The sequence below is a fragment of the Nonomuraea salmonea genome (assembly GCF_042428605.1).
GTDB lineage: Bacteria > Actinomycetota > Actinomycetes > Streptosporangiales > Streptosporangiaceae > Nonomuraea > Nonomuraea salmonea.
In genome coordinates this window covers 157,714-177,522 of record NZ_JBHMCF010000013.1, presented here as the reverse complement: position 1 = coordinate 177,522, position 19,809 = coordinate 157,714, and the positions used below count along the sequence as shown (strand labels likewise).

22 protein-coding genes are annotated in these 19,809 nt (G+C 71.7%); 16 read left to right on the top strand and 6 right to left on the bottom strand.

Going from position 1 to position 19,809, the window contains the following annotated elements; genetic code table 11:
• Positions 1-8: 8 nt before the first annotated feature.
• Complete coding sequence (locus ACFFR3_RS18790) at positions 9-221, bottom strand: DUF2530 domain-containing protein (protein WP_345391166.1); 213 nt, start codon at positions 219-221, stop codon at positions 9-11.
• An 82-nt stretch (positions 222-303) separates the two neighbouring features.
• On the opposite strand from ACFFR3_RS18790, the gene ACFFR3_RS18785 reads away from it, so the two are divergent.
• From ACFFR3_RS18785 to ACFFR3_RS18775, 3 genes are all read left to right on the top strand, one after another.
• Positions 304-1,743, top strand: a complete 1,440-nt coding sequence (locus ACFFR3_RS18785) for an NCS2 family permease (RefSeq protein WP_345391163.1) — start codon at positions 304-306, stop codon at positions 1,741-1,743.
• Positions 1,744-1,891: 148 nt separating this feature from the next.
• Positions 1,892-2,344 (top strand): MarR family winged helix-turn-helix transcriptional regulator, encoded by a 453-nt coding sequence (locus tag ACFFR3_RS18780; protein ID WP_345391160.1) that lies wholly within the window; start codon positions 1,892-1,894, stop codon positions 2,342-2,344.
• Between the two features lie 23 nt (positions 2,345-2,367).
• Entirely contained in the window at positions 2,368-3,591 is a 1,224-nt protein-coding gene (locus ACFFR3_RS18775; RefSeq protein WP_364377455.1) for an MFS transporter, read from the top strand.
• Here the strand turns inward: ACFFR3_RS18775 and ACFFR3_RS18770 are convergent.
• Positions 3,577-4,068 carry an ATP-binding protein gene (locus tag ACFFR3_RS18770; protein ID WP_364377453.1) on the bottom strand — a complete coding sequence of 164 codons (492 nt, stop codon included), beginning with the start codon at positions 4,066-4,068 and terminating at the stop codon, positions 3,577-3,579. The genes ACFFR3_RS18775 and ACFFR3_RS18770 overlap by 15 nt on opposite strands.
• Positions 4,069-4,224: 156 nt before the next feature.
• Here ACFFR3_RS18770 and ACFFR3_RS18765 point away from each other — a divergent pair, with 156 nt between their 5' ends.
• Complete coding sequence (locus ACFFR3_RS18765) at positions 4,225-5,049, top strand: helix-turn-helix domain-containing protein (RefSeq protein ID WP_364377451.1); 825 nt, start codon at positions 4,225-4,227, stop codon at positions 5,047-5,049.
• Positions 5,042-5,260: a DUF397 domain-containing protein gene (locus ACFFR3_RS18760; RefSeq protein WP_364377449.1), complete on the top strand. Its 219-nt coding sequence runs from the start codon at positions 5,042-5,044 to the stop codon at positions 5,258-5,260. Before ACFFR3_RS18765 ends, ACFFR3_RS18760 begins: the two co-directional genes overlap by 8 nt.
• 68 nt (positions 5,261-5,328) lie before the next feature.
• Here the strand turns inward: ACFFR3_RS18760 and ACFFR3_RS18755 are convergent, their stop codons facing one another.
• Positions 5,329-5,643 (bottom strand): ATP-binding protein, encoded by a 315-nt coding sequence (locus ACFFR3_RS18755; RefSeq protein WP_364377447.1) that lies wholly within the window; start codon positions 5,641-5,643, stop codon positions 5,329-5,331.
• 13 nt (positions 5,644-5,656) lie between these two features.
• Here ACFFR3_RS18755 and ACFFR3_RS18750 point away from each other — a divergent pair, with 13 nt between their 5' ends.
• Both ACFFR3_RS18750 and thpR read left to right on the top strand, forming a co-directional pair.
• The gene (locus ACFFR3_RS18750; protein WP_364377445.1) at positions 5,657-5,767 is read left to right on the top strand and encodes a DUF397 domain-containing protein; all 111 of its coding nucleotides are present in this window, start codon (positions 5,657-5,659) and stop codon (positions 5,765-5,767) included.
• A 59-nt stretch (positions 5,768-5,826) separates the two neighbouring features.
• The gene (gene thpR / locus ACFFR3_RS18745; protein ID WP_345391148.1) at positions 5,827-6,384 is read left to right on the top strand and encodes an RNA 2',3'-cyclic phosphodiesterase; all 558 of its coding nucleotides are present in this window, start codon (positions 5,827-5,829) and stop codon (positions 6,382-6,384) included.
• 159 nt (positions 6,385-6,543) lie between these two features.
• Here thpR and ACFFR3_RS18740 read toward each other — a convergent pair whose 3' ends face one another.
• Positions 6,544-7,512, bottom strand: a complete 969-nt coding sequence (locus ACFFR3_RS18740) for an aldo/keto reductase (RefSeq protein ID WP_379483532.1) — start codon at positions 7,510-7,512, stop codon at positions 6,544-6,546.
• Between the two features lie 51 nt (positions 7,513-7,563).
• Between ACFFR3_RS18740 and ACFFR3_RS18735 the strand changes: the two genes are divergently transcribed.
• Complete coding sequence (locus tag ACFFR3_RS18735; RefSeq protein ID WP_379483531.1) at positions 7,564-8,868, top strand: MATE family efflux transporter; 1,305 nt, start codon at positions 7,564-7,566, stop codon at positions 8,866-8,868.
• 25 nt (positions 8,869-8,893) lie between these two features.
• Complete coding sequence (locus tag ACFFR3_RS18730) at positions 8,894-9,907, top strand: YjiK family protein (protein WP_379483530.1); 1,014 nt, start codon at positions 8,894-8,896, stop codon at positions 9,905-9,907.
• Here ACFFR3_RS18730 and ACFFR3_RS18725 read toward each other — a convergent pair.
• Positions 9,904-10,272, bottom strand: coding sequence for a hypothetical protein (locus tag ACFFR3_RS18725; RefSeq protein ID WP_345391130.1), 369 nt, complete (start codon positions 10,270-10,272; stop codon positions 9,904-9,906). The genes ACFFR3_RS18730 and ACFFR3_RS18725 overlap by 4 nt on opposite strands.
• Before the next feature lie 55 nt (positions 10,273-10,327).
• Between ACFFR3_RS18725 and ACFFR3_RS18720 the strand changes: the two genes are divergently transcribed.
• The 7 genes from ACFFR3_RS18720 (at position 10,328) to ACFFR3_RS18690 (ending at position 18,648) form a co-directional block, all read left to right on the top strand.
• Positions 10,328-11,113 carry an alpha/beta fold hydrolase gene (locus tag ACFFR3_RS18720; protein ID WP_379483529.1) on the top strand — a complete coding sequence of 262 codons (786 nt, stop codon included), beginning with the start codon at positions 10,328-10,330 and terminating at the stop codon, positions 11,111-11,113.
• 15 nt (positions 11,114-11,128) lie between these two features.
• Complete coding sequence (gene lhgD, locus ACFFR3_RS18715; protein ID WP_364377435.1) at positions 11,129-12,355, top strand: L-2-hydroxyglutarate dehydrogenase; 1,227 nt, start codon at positions 11,129-11,131, stop codon at positions 12,353-12,355.
• Between the two features lie 17 nt (positions 12,356-12,372).
• Positions 12,373-13,065 (top strand): response regulator transcription factor, encoded by a 693-nt coding sequence (locus ACFFR3_RS18710; RefSeq protein ID WP_355414940.1) that lies wholly within the window; start codon positions 12,373-12,375, stop codon positions 13,063-13,065.
• Positions 13,065-14,477: a sensor histidine kinase gene (locus tag ACFFR3_RS18705; RefSeq protein ID WP_345391121.1), complete on the top strand. Its 1,413-nt coding sequence runs from the start codon at positions 13,065-13,067 to the stop codon at positions 14,475-14,477. Before ACFFR3_RS18710 ends, ACFFR3_RS18705 begins: the two co-directional genes overlap by 1 nt.
• A 65-nt stretch (positions 14,478-14,542) precedes the next feature.
• Positions 14,543-15,199 carry a response regulator transcription factor gene (locus ACFFR3_RS18700; protein ID WP_379483544.1) on the top strand — a complete coding sequence of 219 codons (657 nt, stop codon included), beginning with the start codon at positions 14,543-14,545 and terminating at the stop codon, positions 15,197-15,199.
• A gap of 9 nt (positions 15,200-15,208) precedes the next feature.
• Entirely contained in the window at positions 15,209-17,008 is a 1,800-nt protein-coding gene (locus tag ACFFR3_RS18695) for an ABC transporter (RefSeq protein ID WP_345391117.1), read from the top strand.
• Complete coding sequence (locus ACFFR3_RS18690) at positions 17,005-18,648, top strand: GTPase family protein (protein WP_379483528.1); 1,644 nt, start codon at positions 17,005-17,007, stop codon at positions 18,646-18,648. Before ACFFR3_RS18695 ends, ACFFR3_RS18690 begins: the two co-directional genes overlap by 4 nt.
• Here ACFFR3_RS18690 and ACFFR3_RS18685 read toward each other — a convergent pair.
• On the bottom strand, positions 18,629-19,798 hold the full coding sequence (locus ACFFR3_RS18685; RefSeq protein ID WP_379483527.1) for an MFS transporter: 1,170 nt from the start codon (positions 19,796-19,798) through the stop codon (positions 18,629-18,631). The two genes, ACFFR3_RS18690 and ACFFR3_RS18685, sit on opposite strands and share 20 nt — an antisense overlap.
• Positions 19,799-19,809 lie beyond the last annotated feature (11 nt).

Sequence of the window (19,809 nt, the reverse complement as noted above, 5' to 3'; positions counted from 1 at the left end):
GACGAATGTCAGTCGCGGCCGGGACGGCGGACGAACCAGATGCCGAACAGCCCGAACACGACGCCGGTCACGCAGGTCCAGATCCACCACGCGTTCTCCGGGGCGGGTCGGAAGATCAGCAGCACCACGAGAGCGAGCGCCCACAGGCCGGTGCCGACGCCGACGGCGGCCGTGTCGTTCGTTTTGATGGGCGGCGGGTCAGGATGCCACTGCTTGTCCACGTATCCAGCCTAGCTTCCAATAGGGTCTCGATCTCATCACTGGCTCTTTTCGCAGCTCATCCGTGCTGTCACTCTTCGCGTCGTGAGTGACACTCGTACGGCTATCGACCGTTTCTTCCAGATCTCTGAACGAGGCTCGACGATCTCCCGTGAAGTACGGGGCGGTCTGGCCACGTTCTTCACCATGGCGTACATCGTGGTGCTGAATCCCCTCATCATCGGCACCGGCAAGGACGTCACCGGTGAGTACATCGGTGATGGTTCCGCGCCCAACGTGGCCTTGGTCGCCGCGGGCACGGCGTTCGTGGCGGGCGTGCTGACCATCCTCATGGGCGTCGTCGGCAAGGTGCCGTTCGCCATGGCGGCCGGGCTGGGCCTGAACGCCTTCGTGACGTTCACCATCGCCTCGGTCATGACCTGGGAGGAGGCCATGGGCCTGGTCTTCCTCGAGGGCATCATCATCACGATCCTGGTGCTCACCGGGCTGCGGACGGCGATCTTCCACGCCATCCCGGCCCCGTTGAAGACCGCGATCAGCGTGGGCATCGGCCTGTTCATCGCGCTGATCGGGTTCGTGGACGCCGGGTTCGTGCGCAAGGCCGCCGGCACGCCGCTGGAGCTGGGCATCGGCGGCAACCTCACCTCGTGGCCGATCCTCGTCTTCATCATCGGCCTGCTCGCCACGGCCGCCCTGGTGGCCCGCAAGGTCAAGGGCGCGATCCTCATCGGCATCGTCGGCACCACCGTCCTCGCGATCATCGTGGAGGCGATCGCCAAGGCCGGCGCCTTCTCGCCGGAGAACCCCGGCGGCTGGCAGCTCAACCGCCCCTCCGTGCCCGAGCAGATCTTCGGCTTCCACAACCCGCTCACGCTGTTCACCGAGTTCGACCCGTTCGGTGGCTTCGTCCGCATCGACGTGCTGCTGGCGGGGCTGTTCGTGTTCACCCTGCTCATCACGGACTTCTTCGACACCATGGGCACGATGGTCGGCGTCGGCCGCCAGGCGGGGCTGGTGCAGGAGGACGGCACGCTGCCGCGTACCAAGCAGATCCTGCTCGTCGACTCGATCGGCGCCGCGGCCGGCGGCGCGGGCTCGGTCTCCTCGAACACCACCTACATCGAGTCGGCGTCGGGTGTCGCCGAGGGCGCCCGCACCGGGCTGGCCAGCGTGGTGACCGGCGCGCTGTTCCTCGTCGCCATCTTCTTCGCGCCGCTCGTCACGGTCGTCCCGTACGAGGCCGCCGCCCCGGCGCTGGTGCTGGTGGGCTTCATGATGATGACCGCCGTCCGCGACATCGACTGGAACGACTTCGAGCTCGCCATCCCGGCGTTCCTCACGATCGTCATCATGCCGTTCACGTACTCGGTGTCGAACGGCATCGGCGCGGGCTTCATCACGTACGTGCTGATCAAGGTGGTTCGCGGCAAGGGCCGCGAGCTGCACCCGCTGCTGTGGATCGTGGCCGTGCTGTTCGCGCTCTACTTCGCGATCGGCCCGATCAGGGCGCTGCTCGGCATCTGACGGCCCGAGGAGGCCGTACGGACCTGTAGAAAGAGGGCTCGGGAGCCGCTCCGCGCACGCGGGGCGGCTCTCGGGTATCAAGGGGACAGAAGACCTTGATTTCAGGAAATATCTTGCCATGCCGTATAGTTAGCAAAGGTAATGACTCATGCTAACCAACACCAAGCCCAAGATGGACCTGCGCAGCGACGCAGGTCTCGCTTCAGCCCTGCGCGTTTCACTCGCCAGGCTGAACCGAAGACTCCGACGACAGGCGGCAGCACACTCGCTGACGGCCACCCAGTTCGCGACCCTCGCCGCGGTGCATCGGCATTCCGGGATAACCCCCGGCGAATTGGCCGAGCTCGAGAAGGTGCAGCCGCCCTCGATGACGCGCGTGATCGCCGCGCTCGAGGAACGCGGGCTGGTCTCGCGCACCCCGCATCCGACCGATCGGCGCCAGGTGACCGTCTCGGTGACCGAGGCCGCCGAGAAGCTGCTGAAGGAGGAACGCCGCCGCAAGGAGGCGTGGCTGGCGCAGCGGTTGAAGGAGCTGTCGCCGGAGGAGAGGTCGATCCTCAGGCAGGCGGCGCCGATTCTGGAGAAGCTCAGCCAGATCTAGAGCCTGAGGAACCCAGGACCGGGATGTTCCGGTCTCTCAAGGTTCGCAACTACCGCATGTTCGCAGCCGGGGGCGCCGTCTCCAACGTGGGCACCTGGCTGCAGCGCACCGCCCAGGACTGGCTGGTCCTCGACCTGACCCACGGCAGCGCCTCCGCGCTCGGCACGGCCACCGCCCTGCAGTTCCTGCCGATGCTGCTGTTCGGCATGTTCGGCGGCGTGCTCGCCGACCGCTACCCCAAGCGGCCCATCCTCATCGGAGCCCAGACCCTCATGGCCGGGCTCGCGCTGACCATCGGCATCCTGACGATGACCGGCAGCGCCCAGGTGTGGCACGTGTACGTGATGGCGTTCCTGCTCGGCATGATCTCCTGCGTGGAGGTGCCGACCCGGCAGGCGTTCGTGGTCGAGATGGTCGGCCGTAACGACCTGCCCAACGCGATCGCGCTCAACAGCTCCATCTTCAACCTGGCGCGCGTGGTCGGGCCGGCCCTGGCCGGCATCCTGATCTACGCGCTGGGCGGCACCGGGCCGATCTTCCTGATCAACGCGCTGACCTTCGGCGGCGTGATCTCCAGCCTCGTCTTCATGCGCAAGTCCGAGCTCAACCTGTCCGAGCCCGTTCCCAGGGCCAAGGGGCAGCTGCGCGAGGGGCTGCGCTACGTGCTCCAGCACGAGGAGATCCTCATGCCGGTGCTGCTGATCGGGTTCGTGTCGATGTTCTCGCAGTCGTTCTCGATGTCGATCGCGCTCATGGCCCGCGAAGTGTTCGGCGCCGGGGCGTCCTCGTTCGGGCTGGCCTCCAGCATGTTCGCGGTCGGCGCGCTCGCCGGCGCCCTGCTGGCCGCGCGGCGGGCCAGGCTGTCGCGCAAGGTGCTGTTCGCGGGGGCGATCGGATTCGGGCTGTTCCAGATCGCCACGGCCGTCGCGCCGTTCTACCCGATCTACCTGCTGCTGCTGGTGCCGACCGGGATCGCGCTGATCACCATCAACACGGCCGCGAACGCCAGCGTGCAGATCGCCACCTCGCCCGAGATGCGGGGCCGCGTGATGGGCATCTACATGCTCGTCTTCACCGGCGGGGCGCCGGTGGGCGCGCCGCTGATCGGCTGGCTGTCCGAGCTCGGCGGGCCGCGGACGGGCGTGCTGCTCTCCGGCGTCCTGGTCCTCGTCGGCACCGGGGCGGCCGTCCTGATGACCCGCCTCATCACCACTCGGGTGGAGAGGTCGGCGCTAGCGATGGCATGAGTCATTTCCGCCGTCGTCGTGGGGGAAGCGGGCGTCCGTACGCGGACGCCCGCTTCGTTCTGTGCGGGGGAGCAGAGCCCAGACGACGCGCTCGCCCACGCGGGTGACGTCCGTGCCCCAGCAACCGCCCGTGAGGCGGTGCACCAGCCACAGGCCCCTGCCTCGCGTGTCCTCCGGAGTCGGCCGCTGTGGCAGCGGCACGGCTCCGCTTCCGCCCGGGTCGATGACGGCGAGCCGCCAGTAGTAGCCTCCGCCCTCCTGGACGGGGAGCAGGCTCAGCCGCACCCAGCGGCCGCCGCCGTGCTCCACCGCGTTGGCCACCAGCTCGGACGCGATGAGCTGCAGGTCGTCCAGCGCCGGTTGGTCCCGCACCCACGCGTGCACCTCGCGCCGCGCCAGCGCGGGCAGCCGTCTCGGGTCGTCCAGCTCGTCGATCAGCCAGACCTTGAAGCTCGTGTACGCTAGCGCTCTTTGCATGGTCACCTCGGCCCGTCGCAGGGATACACCACCGATCCGGCTCGTACGCGGAATCTCCCCAGCATGAGCTTTCCGCCGGCCGGCAAGGGCTGGGAGCGGACCTACAGTTCCCTTACAGTTAGTAAGCCAGCACGCTGCGTGTCCGAGGAGCGCGAGATGGCAGCTGAGGGGGACGATCCGGGCCGGGCGGCGTGGAAGGAGTTCGCCAGGCGGCAGCGCAGGTTCCGCAGGGGCCGGGGCCTGAGCCAGGAGCGCCTGGCGAGCCTGCTGCCCTACAGCGAGAGCGCCGTCGGCCATGTCGAGCGCCTCATGCGCAAGCCGACCGGCGACTACACCCGCGCGGTGGAGAAGGCGCTCGGTCTCGACGGTGAGCTCATGGAGCTGGTGCCGGTGATTCAGGGCCACACCATGGCCCCGAAGTGGTTCAGGGAGTGGCCGCGCGTCGAGATGTCGGCGCACACGATCAGGACGTGGGAGCCGATGCTGATCCCCGGGCTGCTGCAGACGGAGGACTACGCCACTCAGGTGTTCCTGGGGGAGCCGGGGGTCGCCGAGGCGGGCATGCGGCAGGCCGTCCGGTTCCGTATGCACCGGCAGACCGTCTTCGCCCGCCCCCGCCCGCCGCTCTACTCGGCCCTCATCGACGAGAGCGTCCTGCGCCGCCCGGTCGGCGGGCGGGAGGTCATGCGGGCGCAGCTGGCCAAGATCCTCGACGTCCTGCGGCCCCCGTACGTCACGGTGCGGATCGTGCCGCTCTCAGCAGGGCTGACGACGGGCTGTCTCGGCGCGTTCGAAGTGGCGACGCTCCTCGACGGCGGCGCGGACCACGCGTACTTGGAAAGTGCGGAGGAAGGGCGTGTGACCAATCGCGCCGAGACCGTACAAGCGCTTATCGTGCGGTGGGAGATCCTTTCCAGCGTGGCGTACCCGCTGGACAGGAGCCGGGAAACGATTCATGAGGTGATGGCGGGCTATGTCTGAAACAGGCGGATTGGCCGTTGGCGTGTGGACGAAGGCCAAGGCGTCGGGCGGAAACGGTGGGAGTTGCGTCGAGGTGATGCGCCGGGCGGACGACAGCGTCCTCGTGCGCGACACCAAGGATCACGGGAAGGGGCCTGTCCTGACGTTCCGGTGGGACGAGTGGCGGGCCTTCCTGGACGGCGCGTCGAAGGGGGAGTTCGATCTCTCCTGAAGTGAGAGGACCCGCTCCGGCCGGAACCCTCGTCCATAGGGTGAGCGACCACGGAGGTGCCGCGGCGGTCAGCGGGTGAGCAGCGCCCAGACGACGCGTTCGCCCACGCGGGTGAGGTCGGTGCCCCAGCAGCCGCCGGTCAGGCCGTCCACGAGCCACAGGCCGCGCCCGCGTGGCTCGTCCGGGCCCGGTGTGCGAGGCAGGGGGACGGCTCCGGGCCTGCCGGGGTCGATGACGGCGAGCCGCCAGTAGCTCCGTTCCCCCTCCTGTACGGGGAGCAGGCTCATCCGCACCCAGGGGCCGCCGTCGTGCTCCACCGCGTTGGCCACCAGTTCGGACGCGATGAGCTGCAGGTCGTTGAGCGATTGCGTTGAGGTCGCCACCAATCTTCCCGGCATGATCGCCGTTCGTGACAGCAAGAATCCGGCCGGTTCCGCGCTCGTCTTCACGCCGGATGAGTGGCGGGCCTTCCTCGGCGGGGTCAAGCTCGGCGAGTTCGACCGGTAACTCCGGCTGCGGCATGGTCCGCTTCTCCTGCCTCGGCGTCGTTCGGCAGGATGAGGGGCATGAGGTTGTTCGCGGCGGTGGTGCCGCCCGATGCGGTGCTGGATGAGGTCGCCGAGGCCATCAAGCCCTTCGTCGGGCAGGTGCCCGGCCTGCGGTGGCCCGACCGGGCGTTCTGGCACATCACGCTCGGGTTCTTCGGTGAGGTGCCCGAGCGGGTGCTGCCGGAGCTGGAGGTGCGGCTGGCCCGCGCCGTACGTCGGCATTCCGCCCCTGAGCTGGCCTTCGACGGGTTCGGGGCCTTCTCCTCCGTACGCCGCGCGCGGGTCTTCTGGGCCGGCCTCACCGGCGACTCCATGGTCAGGCTGGCCGACTCCGTCAAGGCGGGGGCGCGGCGGGCCGGGGCCGTGCAGACGGATGAGAAGCGGTTCCATCCGCATCTCACGCTGGCCCGCGCCAAGACGGAGACCGATCTCCGGCCGCTGGTCGAGGCCCTTTCCGGGTTCAGCGGGTCGCCGTGGCGGGCCGAGCGGGTGCAGCTGGTCCGCAGCCACACCGGGGCCCAGATGAGGTACGAGTCACTCGCCGAATGGGCGCTGGCACCAGCCGAGCAGAGCTAGGCTCCACGTCGTGGACCGTCCTCGCTCCTGGTTGCTGCCCGTCGTGCTGGGCCTGCTCCTGCTGATCGTCATCGTCGGGGCCGCACTCGCCTGACAAGGCCTGGCCTGCCCCTGCTCGCCGCCGGCCGCCGAGGTGACAGCCGGCGACGCGGTCAGGGACTACCAGGCGTAGTCCTCCGGGGCGGTGCGGTGGCCGGGGAAGATCTCGTCGAGGCGGGCCAGGGCGGCCTCGTCCAGGTCGATCTCCAGCGCCCGCAGGCTGCCCTCCAGCTGCTCCATCGTCCGCGGGCCGATGATCGGGGCGGCGACCGCGCGCTGCTTGAGCAGCCAGGCCAGCGCCACGTTCGCCGGGTCCTCGTTCAGCTCGTCACAGAACTTCTCGTACGCCTCGATCTTGTCGCGGTGCCTGTCGAGCTGCTTGACCATGTTCTCGGCGGCCGAGCGGCCCTTGTCGATCTTGCGCAGCACGCCGCCGAGCAGGCCGCCGGCCAGCGGGCTCCACGGGATCACGCCGAGCCCGTAGTCCTCGGCCGCGGGCAGCACCTCCAGCTCCGGCGCGCGGGTCAGGAGGTTGTAGTGGGTCTGCTCGCTGACCAGGCCCATGAAGTTGCGGCGGGCCGCGGTCTCCTGGGCCTTGGCGAGGTGCCAGCCGGCGAAGTTGGACGAACCCACGTAAATGATCTTGCCCTGCTGGCGCAGGACCTCCATGGCCTCCCAGAACTCGTCGAACGGCGTGAGCCTGTCGACGTGGTGGGCCTGGTAGATGTCGATGTAGTCGGTCTGCAGCCGCTTGAGCGAGGCGTCGGCGGCGCGGCGGATGTTGAGCGCCGACAGCCGGCGCTCGTTGGGCCAGTCGCCCATGTCGCCGTAGACCTTGGTCGCGATGACCGTACGCTCCCTGCGGCCCCCGCCCTGAGCGAACCACCGGCCCACGATGGTCTCGGTGATGCCCTCGCCCTTGACGCCGCCGTACACGTTGGCCGTGTCGAAGAAGTTCAGCCCCAGCTCGTGAGCCCGGTCCATGATGGCGAAGGAGTCTTCCTCCGTCGTGCGCGGGCCGAAGTTCATGGTGCCGAGGCAGAGCGGGCTCACGAGGAGACCGCTGCGTCCGAGTGTGACGTATTCCATGACGTCCAACCCTAAAGACCTGGAGTGCACTCCAGGCCATACGCTCGACGGGTGATTTCCGCCGCGTCGCCCCCCGGACATCGGCTCGTGCTCACCCTGCTCCGCGCGGCGGTGCCGCTCTGCCTGGCGATGATCGCCGGCATGGTCGGCTCGCTGGTGGTGACCTCGGTGCTGGGGCAGCACGACACGGTGACGCTGGCCGCGTTCGCGGTGGTGACGGCCGTGCTCAACCCGGCCTCCGCGGCCGTGCAGGGGGCGCTGCGCGGGCTGGGGCCGTTCGTCGCGCCCTTCCGCGACGACCCGGCGGCGGCCGTGCCGGTGATCCGCGACGCGCGCTGGCTCAGCCTGGCGGCGGGCGCGCTGGGGGCGGTCGCGGTGGTCTGCGTGCCGCTGCTCGCCACCGTCACAGGCGTGCCGGACGAGGTGGTGGCCGAGATGGGGCTGCTGCCCTGGTTCCTCGCCGGATACGTGCTCATCTTCGCCTCCACCGGCGGCGCCAGCACCATCCTGGTCGCGCTCGGACGCAACCGTAACGTGCTCTGGCCCACCCTGACCTTCGGCGTCGCGCTGGGCGGGCTCACCGCGCTGCTCGTGCCGTCGCTCGGGCTGACGGGGGTGGGCATCGCCTGGCTGGTGGGCGGCGTGACGTCGGCGGGAGTGGCGGTCTTCAACGTGCGCAGGGCCGTCGGCCGCCCAGTGGGGCAGAGCCGGCCGCGGCCGCGCGAGATCGTCAAGCTGGCCAGGGTCAGCCTCCCGCTGGCCGCGACCGTGCTGGTGAAGTTCGCGGTGCTGGGCGTGGTGACGTTCGCGGCGGGCACCACCAACACCCGCGACACCGCCGCCCACGCCGTGCTCACCACGCTGACTGGCCTGATCATGATGGTGTCGCTGTCCATCGCGCAGGCCGCGGTGCCCGAGATCGCCCGCGCCCCCGACACCGCCGGAGCGCGGCGGGCCGGGCGCGTCGCGGCGCTGCTCGCCGTCTCGGGGACGCTCGTGGTCGCGGTGCTGCTGCTGGTGGCCGGGCAACCGTTCATCGGGCTGTTCACCGACGACCCGGCCGTGCGGGAACGGGTGCTCGGGCTGCTGCCGCTGATGCTGGTCTCCGCGGCGTTCGACGCGGCGCAGGCGGTACGCGGCATGGGGCTGACGGCGCTGAAGCGGTCGTCGTCCAGCCTCGGGTATTTCGCGCTCGCGTACGGGCTGCTGCTCGTCTCCGTCGTCCCCGTGGCGCGGACCTGGGGCATCACCGGGTTGTGGGCGGCCATGACGGCGGCCAACGCGCTGCTGGTGGTGCTGCAGGGGCTGGGCTTCCACCGGCACAGCGCCCGCGTCGGCGCGGTCGCGACCGCCTGAGCGGCCGGTGGGGCATGATGGCGGCGTGGGGGACTTCGTGATCAGACTGCTCGCCGTCGTGGCGGCCGCGTGCCTGCTGCCCGCCGCACCGGCGCTCGCGGCGCCCGGCGACGACGGCATGGAGAAGCTGTTCACCTTCAAGGACGAGCGCATCACCGAGTCGAGCGGCCTCGCCGTCTCGCCCACCCACGACGGCGTCTACTACACCCACAACGACAGCGCCGCCGCGCCCGTCTTCTACGCGGTGGACGGTGGCGGGCGCACGCTCGCCACCTTCCAGCTGCGCGGGGCCGAGGCGCGCGACTGGGAGGCCATGGCCGCCTCCAAGGACCCGGCGACCGGGCGGGGCGTGCTCTGGTTCGCCGACATCGGCGACAACCTCGACGGCGCCTGGCCGAACGTCTCCGTCTACAAGGTGATGGAGCCGCGCAACCTCACCGACGCCACCCTGCCCGCCGTCCGCTACCGCTTCCGGTACGCCGACGGGGCGCGCAACGCCGAGGGCATCATGGTCAACCCCAGGACCGGGCGGCTGTACGTCGTGTCCAAGGAGTTCGCCGGGTCGGTCTACGCGGCCCCCAAGAAGCTCCGTACCGACCGGGTCAACGTGCTGCGCAAGGTCACCGGCGCGCCCATCATGGCGACGGACGCCGCGTACGCGCCCAACGGGTCCTCGTACGTCGTCCGCACCTACTTCTCCGCCACCGTCTACAAGCCCTCGGGCGAGGTGCTGACCAGGGTGACGATGCCGGACCTCAAGCAGGCGGAGTCGATCGCGTACACGGCCGACGGCAAGGCGCTGCTCACCGGCAGCGAGGGGCCGCGCAGCCCGGTCTATCGGGTGCCGATCCCCGAGGCCGCCCAGCCCACGCCCACGCCGACCCCGACGCCCACGCTCTCGGAGACCGAGACCGGGAACGAGGAGAGCGCACAGGCCGCCGGCTCCGGTGGCCTGACCGGCACGGACGTCCTCATCTGGCTGGCCGCCGCCGTGCTCGCCATCGGCGTGATCACGTTCCTGGCCCGGCGCACCCGCTAGCGGCGCATGGTGGCGGTGAAGATGTCGCCGCGCAGCGCCCGCTCGACCACCTCGATCGAGCGCTGCAGCCGCACCAGCCGGGGCCCCTCCTCGCGGTAGGTGTCGAGCACGGCCTCGATGGCGTGGGGCGGCAGGTGGCCCTTGAGATCGAGGGCGGCGGCGCGGTAGCCGGCGCGGGCGGCCTCGACGGCGGACCTGACGTGGTGGCGGGCCATCGCGGCCAGCGCCACGGGGTGCCGCCTGAGCACCTCGTACGCCCGGTAGTCGGGCGGCACCGCGTCGAGCAGCCAGGCCACCGCCGAGGTCTCCCAGTCGGGGACGCTGGGCGGACGGACCTCGGGCGGCCACTCCGGCGGCAGGTACATGAGCCCATCGTACTCACGTTCGATTTCGGTCCACTTCGGTGGATAGCATCCCGGTATGCGGCTTCATGTGCGGGAGTTCGACGGCCCCGCGGATCGTACCTTGCTGGTCATCCATGGTGGCCCCGACTGGGATCACAGTTACCTGGTGGAGCCGCTGAACAGGTTGGCCGGCGAGCATCGCCTGCTCTTCCCCGACCTGCGTGGGTGCGGCCGTTCTTCGGTCGCCGAGCCGCTCACTCCCGACGCGATGGTGGCCGATCTCGTCGAACTCATCGGCGCGTCACAGGTGGACGTGCTCGGCTTCTCCTATGGCGGTCTCATCGCGCAGCGGCTGGCCATTCAGGCTCCTGGCCTGGTCCGCCGCCTGATCGTGGCCTCCAGCAGCGTTCTGCCGGTGCCGGCGGACGCGTTCGACGGATGGGAGGAGTACGAGCGCCGCAGCGCCGCTCACCCGTCGATCTGGGACACCTCGCCGCTGCGAGGGGCAGAGCTGACACGGGCCGAGGCGTTCGCGACCGCTCCGCTGGATGTCTGGCGGGAGGAGTCGCTCCCCGATTACCTCAAGCGACTGGAGCAGGTGACCTTCACCGGTAATTATCTGCGGGCCTGGCGGGAGGGCCGGTTTCCGTCGGCCCGCCATCCCGACGCCGTCGAGCGGTTGTCGGGGGTGCCGCTGTTCCTGCTGCACGGACGCCAGGACATGACGTTCCCGGCCTCGTTGGTGCCGTTGACGCCGTGCACGGATGCGGTCGTTCTGGAGGAGGCAGGGCACATGGCGCACATCGATCAGCCAGCGGCGTGGCTGGATGCGGTCAGGCGATTCCTGGCCGCTGCCACGTGATCCCCCGCGCCGGATATGGCGGGGACGGGCGGTAAGTCGGAAAATCGGCTTGTGACGGAGAAGATCGGAGTCGTGGGAGCGGGCATCGTCGGGCTGGCGGTGGCGCGCGAGCTGGCCGGCGCCAGGGGCGCCGAGGTGACCGTGCTGGAGAAGGAGGGCCACGTCGGCGCCCACCAGACCGGGCACAACAGCGGCGTCGTGCACGCGGGCATCTACTACCCGCCCGGCTCGCTCAAGGCGCGACTCTGCCGGGAGGGCGTGGCGCTGCTCAAGGAGTACTGCGCCGCGCACGACCTGCCGTACCAGGAGGTCGGCAAGCTGGTGGTGGCGAGCACGCGCGCCGAGCGGCCGCTGCTCGCGGCCCTGGCCGAGCGGGCGCGGGCGAACGGCGTGCCGGACATCGCCGAGCTGGACGGTCTCGCGCTGCGCGAGATCGAGCCGCACGCGGTCGGCGTCGGCGCGATCCACTCGCCGCACACCGCGATCTGCGACTTCCCCGCCGTCGCCCGCCGGCTCGCGCGGGACGTCGAGGAGCTGGGCGGGTCCGTACGCCTGGAGGCCCCGGTCAGGGCCATCAGGGAACGCGCCGGCAAGGTCGAGGTGATGGCCGGGCGGGAGCGGCTGGCCTTCGACCGGCTGGTGGTCTGCGGCGGCCTGGGCACCGACGCGGTGGCCCGGATGGCGGGCGCGCCGGGCGAGGTGCGGATCGTGCCGTTCAGGGGCGAGTACTACGCGCTCAAGGGCGCCGCGCAGGACCTGGTGCGCGGCCTCATCTACCCGGTGCCCGATCCGCGCTACCCGTTCCTGGGCGTGCATCTGACGCGGCGGATCGGCGGGGGCGTGCTGGTGGGGCCGAACGCGGTGCTGGCGCTCGCGTACGAAGGCTACAAGTGGCGAAATCTCGGCAATTTTCGGCAAATTTTGGGTTGGCCTGGCACGCTCCGCATGGCACGGACCCACTGGCGTACCGGCGTCAAAGAGGTCTACGGCTCCCTCGCCAAGGGCGCCTTCCTGGAGGCCGCGCGCCGCTACGTCCCCGAGCTCACCGCCGCCGACCTGGAAAGAGCGCAGGGCGGCGTCCGCGCCCAGGCCGTCGCGCGGGACGGCAGGCTCGTGGACGACTTCATCGTGGACGTGCACGGCCGCGTCGTCCTGGTCCGCAACGCGCCCTCACCCGCGGCCACGTCGAGCCTCGCGATCGCCCGGCACATCGCCGGAATTGTCCCAGCACTCGTCCGATGAGTGCATCCTTGGTACTGATGGAATCACGCCTGCTGATAGTCGAGGACGACCCCAACATCCTCGAGCTCCTCGCCGCGAGCCTGAGGTTCGCGGGTTTCGACGTGACCACGGCGAAGAGCGGCCACGACGCCGTCGCCGCCGTCCAACGACACCGCCCTGACCTCGTCGTGCTCGACGTCATGCTGCCCGACCTGGACGGTTTCGAGATCGTCAGGCGGATGCGCGGCGGCGGGCTGCACACGCCGGTGGTGTTCCTGACCGCGCGTGACGAGACCGAGGACAAGATCCGCGGGCTCACGATCGGCGGCGACGACTACGTCACCAAGCCGTTCAGCCTGGAGGAGGTGGTCGCGAGGATCCACGCCGTGCTGCGCCGGACGAGCGGGGACGCCCAGGCCGCGCCGCCCCGGCTGACGTTCGCCGACATCGAGCTGGACGAGGAGAGCCACGAGGTGTGGCGCGGCGGCACCGCCGTCGCGCTGTCGCCCACCGAGTTCAAGCTGCTGCGTTACTTCATGACGAACGCCGGCCGCGTCCTGTCCAAGCCGCAGATCCTCGACCACGTGTGGGACTACGACTTCCGCGGCGAGGTGGGCATCGTCGAGTCGTACGTGTCCGTGCTGCGCCGCAAGATCGACAACCGCAGCCCCCGGCTCATCCACACCCTGCGTGGCGTCGGATACGTCATGCGCCTGCCACCGAGCTCCTGATGCGCGGGCTGCCGCTGCGGATCAAGCTCATCGCGTCGATGCTGGCGCTGCTCGGCATGGGCATGTTCTTCATCGGCCTGGTGAGCGTCTCCGTCCTGCACGGCTACCTGCTCGACCGGGTGGACAGCCAGCTCCACCTGCTCAGCGCGCGCATGGAGAAGAAGATCAGGAGCGACTGGCGCAAGGACAGGGAGACCGACGAGCGGCCGATCCTCATCGAGTCGGACGCGATCGCGCTGGTCAAGGAGCGCGGCGGCGCGTTCGTCCCGATGCTGACCGACCGCGACGTGGACGCCAAGCCGAAGCCCGTGCTGTCGGCCACGCCGGGCAGCGACCCCTACACCGCGCCCGCCGTGAGCGGTGACGGCGAGTGGCGGGTGCTGGAGACCGTGGGGCAGTGGCGCACGCTCGTCGTCGCGGTCGACCTCGAAGAGGTGGACGCCATCACCCGGCGGCTCGCCTTGATCGAGCTGCTGGGCGGCGGCGGGATCCTGCTCATCCTGGCCGTGGCCGGCGTCACGACCGTGCGGCACAGCATGCGGCCGCTGGGCCAGATCGAGCGTACGGCCGAGGCCATCGCGGGCGGCGAGCTGGGCCGCAGGGTGCCCGACCTCGACCCGCGTACGGAGGTCGGCGGCCTGGCCAGGTCGCTCAACGGCATGCTGGCCCAGATCGAGGCGGCGTTCGCCGCCAGGTCGGCGTCGGAGGAGGCGGCCCGCCGCTCCGAGGACCGCATGCGGCAGTTCGTCGGCGACGCCTCCCACGAGCTGCGCACCCCGCTGACCTCGATCCGCGGCTTCGCCGAGTACGCCAGGCAGAACCCGCAGGCCGACACCACCGAGCTGATGCAGCGTGTGGAGAAGGCCGCGGGGCGGATGAGCCTGCTGGTGGACGACCTGCTGCTGCTCGCCAGGGTGGACCAGCAGCGGCCGCTGCGGATGCAGCCGGTGGACATGCTGGCGCTGGCCGCGGACGCCGTACAGGATGCCAGGATCATCGCGCCCGACCGGGAGATCAAGCTCGACGTGGTCGGCGGCGCGGCGCTGATCGTCTCCGGCGACGAGGTGCGGCTGCGGCAGGTCATCAGCAACCTCGTCACCAACGCCATCGTGCACACCGAGCCGGGCTCGCCGGTCATCGTGCGGGCCGGCGGCACCAAGGACAAGGTGTTCGTCGAGGTCGTGGACAGCGGCCCAGGTCTGACCCCCGAGCAGCTCGAGCACGTCTTCGAGCGCTTCTACCGGGCCGACTCCGCCCGCTCGCGCCGCCGCTCCGCCGAGGACCGCGGCAGCGGGCTCGGCCTCGCCATCGTGCAGGCCCTCGTCGAGGCGCACGACGGCACGGTCACCGTGATCAGCTCGCCCGAGTCGGGCTCGACCTTCCGCGTCGAACTCCCACTCGCCTTGGAGTGAGCGTTCAGCAAACCCTCAGCATGCTGCGTCACTCTAAGTAGGTGACGAATGCCGAGGCGTTGATCATGGTCGTGGACGACGAGCCCAGCATCAGGGACCTGCTCGCCGCCAGCCTGCGCTTCTCCGGGTTCGAGGTGCTGACCGCCAGCGACGGCGAGGAGGCCGTCGAGGTCGCCGTACGCGCCTCACCCGACCTGGTGGTGCTCGACGTCATGCTGCCCGACCTCGACGGGTTCGAGGTGGCCAAGCGGATCGACGCGCCCGTGCTGTTCCTCACCGCCCGCGACGCCACCGAGGACAAGATCGCCGGGCTGCGGGTGGGCGACGACTACGTGACCAAGCCGTTCAGCCTGGAAGAGGTGCAGGCGCGCATCCGCGCCGTGCTGCGCCGCACGCGCGGCGACGCCGCGCCGGTCAGCAAGCTCAAGGTCGCCGACCTGGAGCTGGACGAGGACTCGCGCGAGGTGTGGCGGGCCGGCCGGCAGGTACGCCTGTCGCCGACCGAGTTCAAGCTGCTGCACTACTTCATGGTCAACGCCGGGCGGGTGGTGTCGAAGGCGCAGATCCTCGACCACGTCTGGAACTACGACTTCGGCGGCGACGCCGGGGTGGTCGAGTCGTACGTGTCGTATCTGCGGCGCAAGGTCGACGACGTCGAGCCGCGGCTCATCCACACACTGCGCAGCGTCGGGTACGTGCTTAGGGAGCCGCCTGCGGGTTAGCGTGCAGGCATGGACCTGCTCGGCGCGCTCGAGTCGCTGCGGCGGCCGCTGGACCGGGAGCTGTTCCCGCTGGCCGTCGGCGATGTCGCGGCCGAGCGGCGCGCGCTGCGCGACCTGACCGGGCAGCTCGACGACTATCTGCTGCCGCGGCTGCGCTCGATCGACGCGCCGCTGCTCGCCGTCGTCGGCGGCTCCACGGGGGCCGGCAAGTCCACGCTGGTCAACTCGCTGGTCGGGGCCGACGTCGCCGAGCCTGGCGTGCTGCGGCCGACCACGCTGGTGCCGACCCTCGTCGTCAGCCCGGCCGACCGCTCCTGGTTCATGGGCCAGAACGTGCTGCCGGGGCTGTCCCGCGTCACCGGCGAAGGGCCCGGCGCGCTGCGCGTCGTCACCTCGCCCGCGCTCGGGGCCGGGCTGGCGCTGCTCGACGCGCCCGACATCGACTCCGTGGTGACCGCCAACCGGGAGCTGGCCGCCCAGCTGCTCGCCGCCGCCGACCTGTGGTTGTTCGTCACCACCGCCGCCCGGTACGCCGACGAGGTGCCGTGGAGCTTCCTGCGCTCGGCCCGCGAACGCAGCACCGCGCTCGCCGTCGTCCTCGACCGGGTGCCGCCAGAGGCGGTCGAGCCCGTCTCCCGCGACCTCGAACGGCTGCTGCGCGAGAACGGTCTTCAAGGCACCCGGCTGTTCACCGTGCCCGAGGCGGCGCTGCCCGACGAGAAGGCCCGGCTGCCCGCCGCCTCCGTCCGGCCCATCGCCGACTGGCTCACCGAGCTGGCCGCCGACGCCGCCCAGCGGTCCCTCGTCGTGCGGCAGACGCTCACCGGGGCGCTCGACAGCCTGGCCACCCGGGTGCCGGCGCTGGCCGCCGCCGTCGAACGCCAGCAGGGCGCCTTCGAGTCGCTGCGCGACATCGTCGAGGCGGCGTACGCGGGCGGCATGGCCGACTTCGACGCCGGCATGCGCGACGGGTCCCTGCTGCGGGGCGAGGTGCTGGCCCGGTGGCAGGACTTCATCGGCACCGGCGACCTCATGCGCTCCCTGGAGAGCCGCGTCGGGTGGCTGCGTGACCGGGTCGTCGGGTTCTTCACCGGGCGGGCGCCCGAGGTGCAGCTTCGCGACGCGCTGGAGAGCGGGGTCGAGGCGCTCATCAGGGGCTCTGCCGACGGCGCCGCCGAACGCGCCCTTGAGGGCTGGTCGGCCGCGCCCGGCGGTCCAGGGCTGCTCGAACGGCTCGGCGCCGTCGAGTCCGCGCGCCTCGGCCGGGCCTCCGCCGACCTCGCGCAGCGGGCCGAGGCGGCGGTGCGGGGGTGGCAGGCGTACGTGCTGGATCTCGTCCGCGAGGAGGGCGCCGAACGGCGGACCGCCGCTCGCGTGGCGTCCTTCAGCGTGAACGGGGCCGGGCTCCTGCTCATGCTGGCCGTCTTCGCCTCCACCGGCGGGCTCACCGGGATCGAGGTGGGGATCGCGGGCGGCACGAGCGTGCTGTCCCAGAAGATCCTGGAGGCCGTCTTCGGCGACCAGGCCGTACGCACGCTCACCGCCCGTGCCCGCGAGGACCTCCGTGACCGCGTACGCGAGCTGCTGGCCGACGAGGCCGACCGCTTCCTCAACCTGCTGAACGCGGTCGAGCCGCCCCGTGACACCGCCGACGAGCTGCGCGCCGCCGCCCGCCGCATCCACGAGCACCGCAGGGAGCTTCCGACCGCCGAACATCCCACGCTGGGAGAGGGCCCGCCTGGAGGTGGGTCGTCTGCTGACGCGGAGGGGCGTGGGCGGCCCGGCTCTGGACGGGAGGAGGGGGCGTGAAGGTGTTGCGGCGTAAGGAGGGGCCGTCGCTGGACGTCCGGCTGGCCGCTCTCGTCGAAGCCACCGAGCTGGGGGCGGGGCGGCTGCCTGATGAGGTCGTGGCGGCGGCTCGGGAGGTGGCCGGGCGGGCCGGGGCGCGGCGGGAGCTGTCGCTTGAGCACACCGTGGTCGCCCTGGCCGGCGCCACCGGCAGCGGCAAGTCCTCGCTCTACAACGCCCTCGCAGGACGGCAGCTCGCGGACGTCGGCGTCACCAGGCCCACGACCTCGACCGCCCAGGCCGCCCTGTGGGACGGCGACGGCGCGGGCCCGCTCCTCGACTGGCTGGAGGTGCCGCACCGCCACCCGGCGGGCGAGACCGGCGACCTGGCCGGGCTCGTCCTGCTCGACCTGCCCGACCACGACTCCATCCGCCTGTCCCACCGCCTGGAGGTGGACCGGCTGGTACGCCAGGTGGACGTGCTGGTGTGGGTGGTGGACCCGCAGAAGTACGCCGACGCCGCACTGCACGAGCGCTACCTGCGCCCGCTGGCCGGGCACCGCGACGTGACGGTGGTGGTGCTCAACCAGGTGGACCGGCTGCCGCCCGCCGCCGTCGACCGCTGTCTCGACGACCTGCGCCGCCTCCTGGACGGCGACGGCCTCACCGGCGTCCCGGTGCTCGCGGTCTCGGCCAGGACCGGCCAGGGCCTCGACGACCTGCGCGGTCTGCTGGCCGAGCGCGTCGCGGACCGCCGCTCGTGGTCGGCCCGCCTCTCCGCCGACGTGACGACCGCCGCCGGCCACCTCGCCACCGATCCGCAAGCCACCGATCCGCAAGCCACCGGTGAGCCGTCCGCGACCGAGCGGAAGGGGATGGGCAAGCGGCCAGGTGGGGCGGAGCGAGGGCTGACCGAGGCGTTGTGCGTGGCGGCCGGGGTGCCGGTGATCGTGGAGGCGGTGGCCAAGGGGCATCGGCATCGGGCCGTGGTGGCGACCGGGTGGCCGGTGACGCGGTGGCTGAGGAGGTTCAGGCCCGATCCGCTGCGCAGGTTGCGCATCGAGGCGGGCAGGGGGAAGGACGTCGTCGGGCGGACGTCGGTGCCGGCCGCGTCCGGGGCGCAGCGGGCCCGGGTCGAGACCGCGATCAGGGATGTCGGCGAGGCGGCGGCCAACGGCCTGCCCGGCCCTTGGGCGGCGGCCGTGCGGCAGGCGGCGCGGTCGCGGGCCGGCGAGCTGACGGACGCCGTGGACCGGGTGGTGGCCACGACCTCGGCGGGCGCGACCAGGCGGCCACGGTGGTGGCGGGCGGTGAACGTCCTGCAGTGGCTGGTCTTCGGGGCCCTGCTGGCGGGGGCGCTGTGGCTGGGCGTGCTGTTCGCGATGGACTACCTGCGGCTGCCGCAGCCGCCGCTCCCGACCGCCGGCGAGGTGCCGTGGCCGACGGTGCTGCTGCTGGGCGGGGCGGTGACGGGCGTGCTCATCGCGCTGGCGTCGCGGCTGGCGGCCTGGCTGGGCGGCCGGCGCAGGGCCAGGCGTACGGCGAGGGCACTGCGTGCGGCCATCGCGCAGGTCGGCCGCGAGATGGTGCTGGAGCCCGCGGAAGCGGAACTGGCCACCTACGCCCGCTTCACCGAAGCCGTCACCGTGGCCCGCGGTTGATCAGGGTCGCGGCGAGGGCGGCGGCCAGCAGGGCGAAGACGGCGGCGGCGGGGAAGGGGGCCGAGGGGCCGAACCGTTCGCCCGCCACGCCGGCCGCCGCCGAGCCCAGCGCGCCGCCGATGCCGATCGCCGTGGACACCCAGCCGAACGCCTCGCCCTGGGCGGCCGGCGCGTACTCGTCCACCAGGAGGGACGACGTCGTGAGGGACGGATTCAGCGCCAGCCCGCCCGCGAACAGCGCCGCCCAGAACACCGCCAGCGGCCCCGCCAGCGCCAGCGGCGCGAGAACGAGCCCGAGCACGAGCAGCAGCGAGGCGAGCCGCACCGGGACGCGCGAGCGCCAGACGCGGGCCCCGTACGCGGCGGCGCCCGCGATGCCGCCCAGCGACAGGGCGGCCACGAGCAGCCCGGTCGCGGCCGGTACGTCGCGGGCGGCGGCCAGCGCGGGCACGCCCACCTGCAGCGCCCCCACGACGGCCCCGAGCAGCGTGGTCACGGCCAGCAGCATGAGCATCCGCCGGTCGGTGAACACCCGTCCCCGCTGCCGGACGGCTGCGACATGCCCGGTACGCAGCGCGCGGGCGAAGGCCAGCGTCCCCGCCCCGGCCGCCCCCGCGACCACGCCCAGCGCCAGCGACGACGACGCCACCGCGATCAGCAGCCCGAACACCAGCGGCCCGACCATCATGGCCGTCTCCTGGACGAGGTAGACGAGGCTGTAGGCGGCCGTCCGCCCCTCGGCGGCCATCCTGGCGCCCCAGGCTATGCGCATGCTGACCGAGATCGGCGGCAGGCCGATGCCCGCCGACCAGGCGAGCAGGGGCAGCGGCCACCACGGCCGGCCGACGCGGGCGCAGGCGAGCAGCGCCAGCAGCGCCGCCACGTGCAGGACCGCCGTGCCGGCCAGCACCGGGCCGGCGCCGCGCCGGTCCATCAGCCGTCCCTGCACCGGACGTCCCATGCCCGCTCCCACCCCGAACGCCGCCGCCGTCGCTCCCGCGAAGGCCAGCGAGCCGGTGGCCTGCTGCGTCACCAGCACGATGCCGATCGGCGCGACCTGCTGGGTGAGCTGCGCCAGGAACCCGAGCACGGCCTGCGCCGCGACTCCGGGCAGGCCGAGCAGTTTCCGGTAGGAAAGGTCGCCCGTCATGGGCGCAGGCT

Bases quoted from the DNA above. Each gene is read 5' to 3' on its own strand.
- thpR (WP_345391148.1), top strand. From the start codon at position 5,827: ATGAGGTTGTTCGCGGCGGTGGTGCCGCCCGATGCGGTGCTGGATGAG.
- ACFFR3_RS18685 (WP_379483527.1), bottom strand. From the start codon at position 19,798: ATGACGGGCGACCTTTCCTACCGGAAACTGCTCGGCCTGCCCGGAGTC.
- ACFFR3_RS18765 (WP_364377451.1), top strand. From the start codon at position 4,225: ATGGCAGCTGAGGGGGACGATCCGGGCCGGGCGGCGTGGAAGGAGTTC.
- ACFFR3_RS18705 (WP_345391121.1), top strand. From the start codon at position 13,065: ATGCGCGGGCTGCCGCTGCGGATCAAGCTCATCGCGTCGATGCTGGCG.
- ACFFR3_RS18740 (WP_379483532.1), bottom strand. From the start codon at position 7,512: ATGGAATACGTCACACTCGGACGCAGCGGTCTCCTCGTGAGCCCGCTC.
- ACFFR3_RS18695 (WP_345391117.1), top strand. From the start codon at position 15,209: ATGGACCTGCTCGGCGCGCTCGAGTCGCTGCGGCGGCCGCTGGACCGG.
- ACFFR3_RS18710 (WP_355414940.1), top strand. From the start codon at position 12,373: ATGGAATCACGCCTGCTGATAGTCGAGGACGACCCCAACATCCTCGAG.
- ACFFR3_RS18725 (WP_345391130.1), bottom strand. From the start codon at position 10,272: ATGTACCTGCCGCCGGAGTGGCCGCCCGAGGTCCGTCCGCCCAGCGTC.
- lhgD (WP_364377435.1), top strand. From the start codon at position 11,129: ATGGCGGGGACGGGCGGTAAGTCGGAAAATCGGCTTGTGACGGAGAAG.
- ACFFR3_RS18700 (WP_379483544.1), top strand. From the start codon at position 14,543: ATGGTCGTGGACGACGAGCCCAGCATCAGGGACCTGCTCGCCGCCAGC.
- ACFFR3_RS18775 (WP_364377455.1), top strand. From the start codon at position 2,368: ATGTTCCGGTCTCTCAAGGTTCGCAACTACCGCATGTTCGCAGCCGGG.
- ACFFR3_RS18760 (WP_364377449.1), top strand. From the start codon at position 5,042: ATGTCTGAAACAGGCGGATTGGCCGTTGGCGTGTGGACGAAGGCCAAG.
- ACFFR3_RS18750 (WP_364377445.1), top strand. From the start codon at position 5,657: ATGATCGCCGTTCGTGACAGCAAGAATCCGGCCGGTTCCGCGCTCGTC.
- ACFFR3_RS18780 (WP_345391160.1), top strand. From the start codon at position 1,892: ATGCTAACCAACACCAAGCCCAAGATGGACCTGCGCAGCGACGCAGGT.
- ACFFR3_RS18770 (WP_364377453.1), bottom strand. From the start codon at position 4,068: ATGCAAAGAGCGCTAGCGTACACGAGCTTCAAGGTCTGGCTGATCGAC.
- ACFFR3_RS18720 (WP_379483529.1), top strand. From the start codon at position 10,328: ATGCGGCTTCATGTGCGGGAGTTCGACGGCCCCGCGGATCGTACCTTG.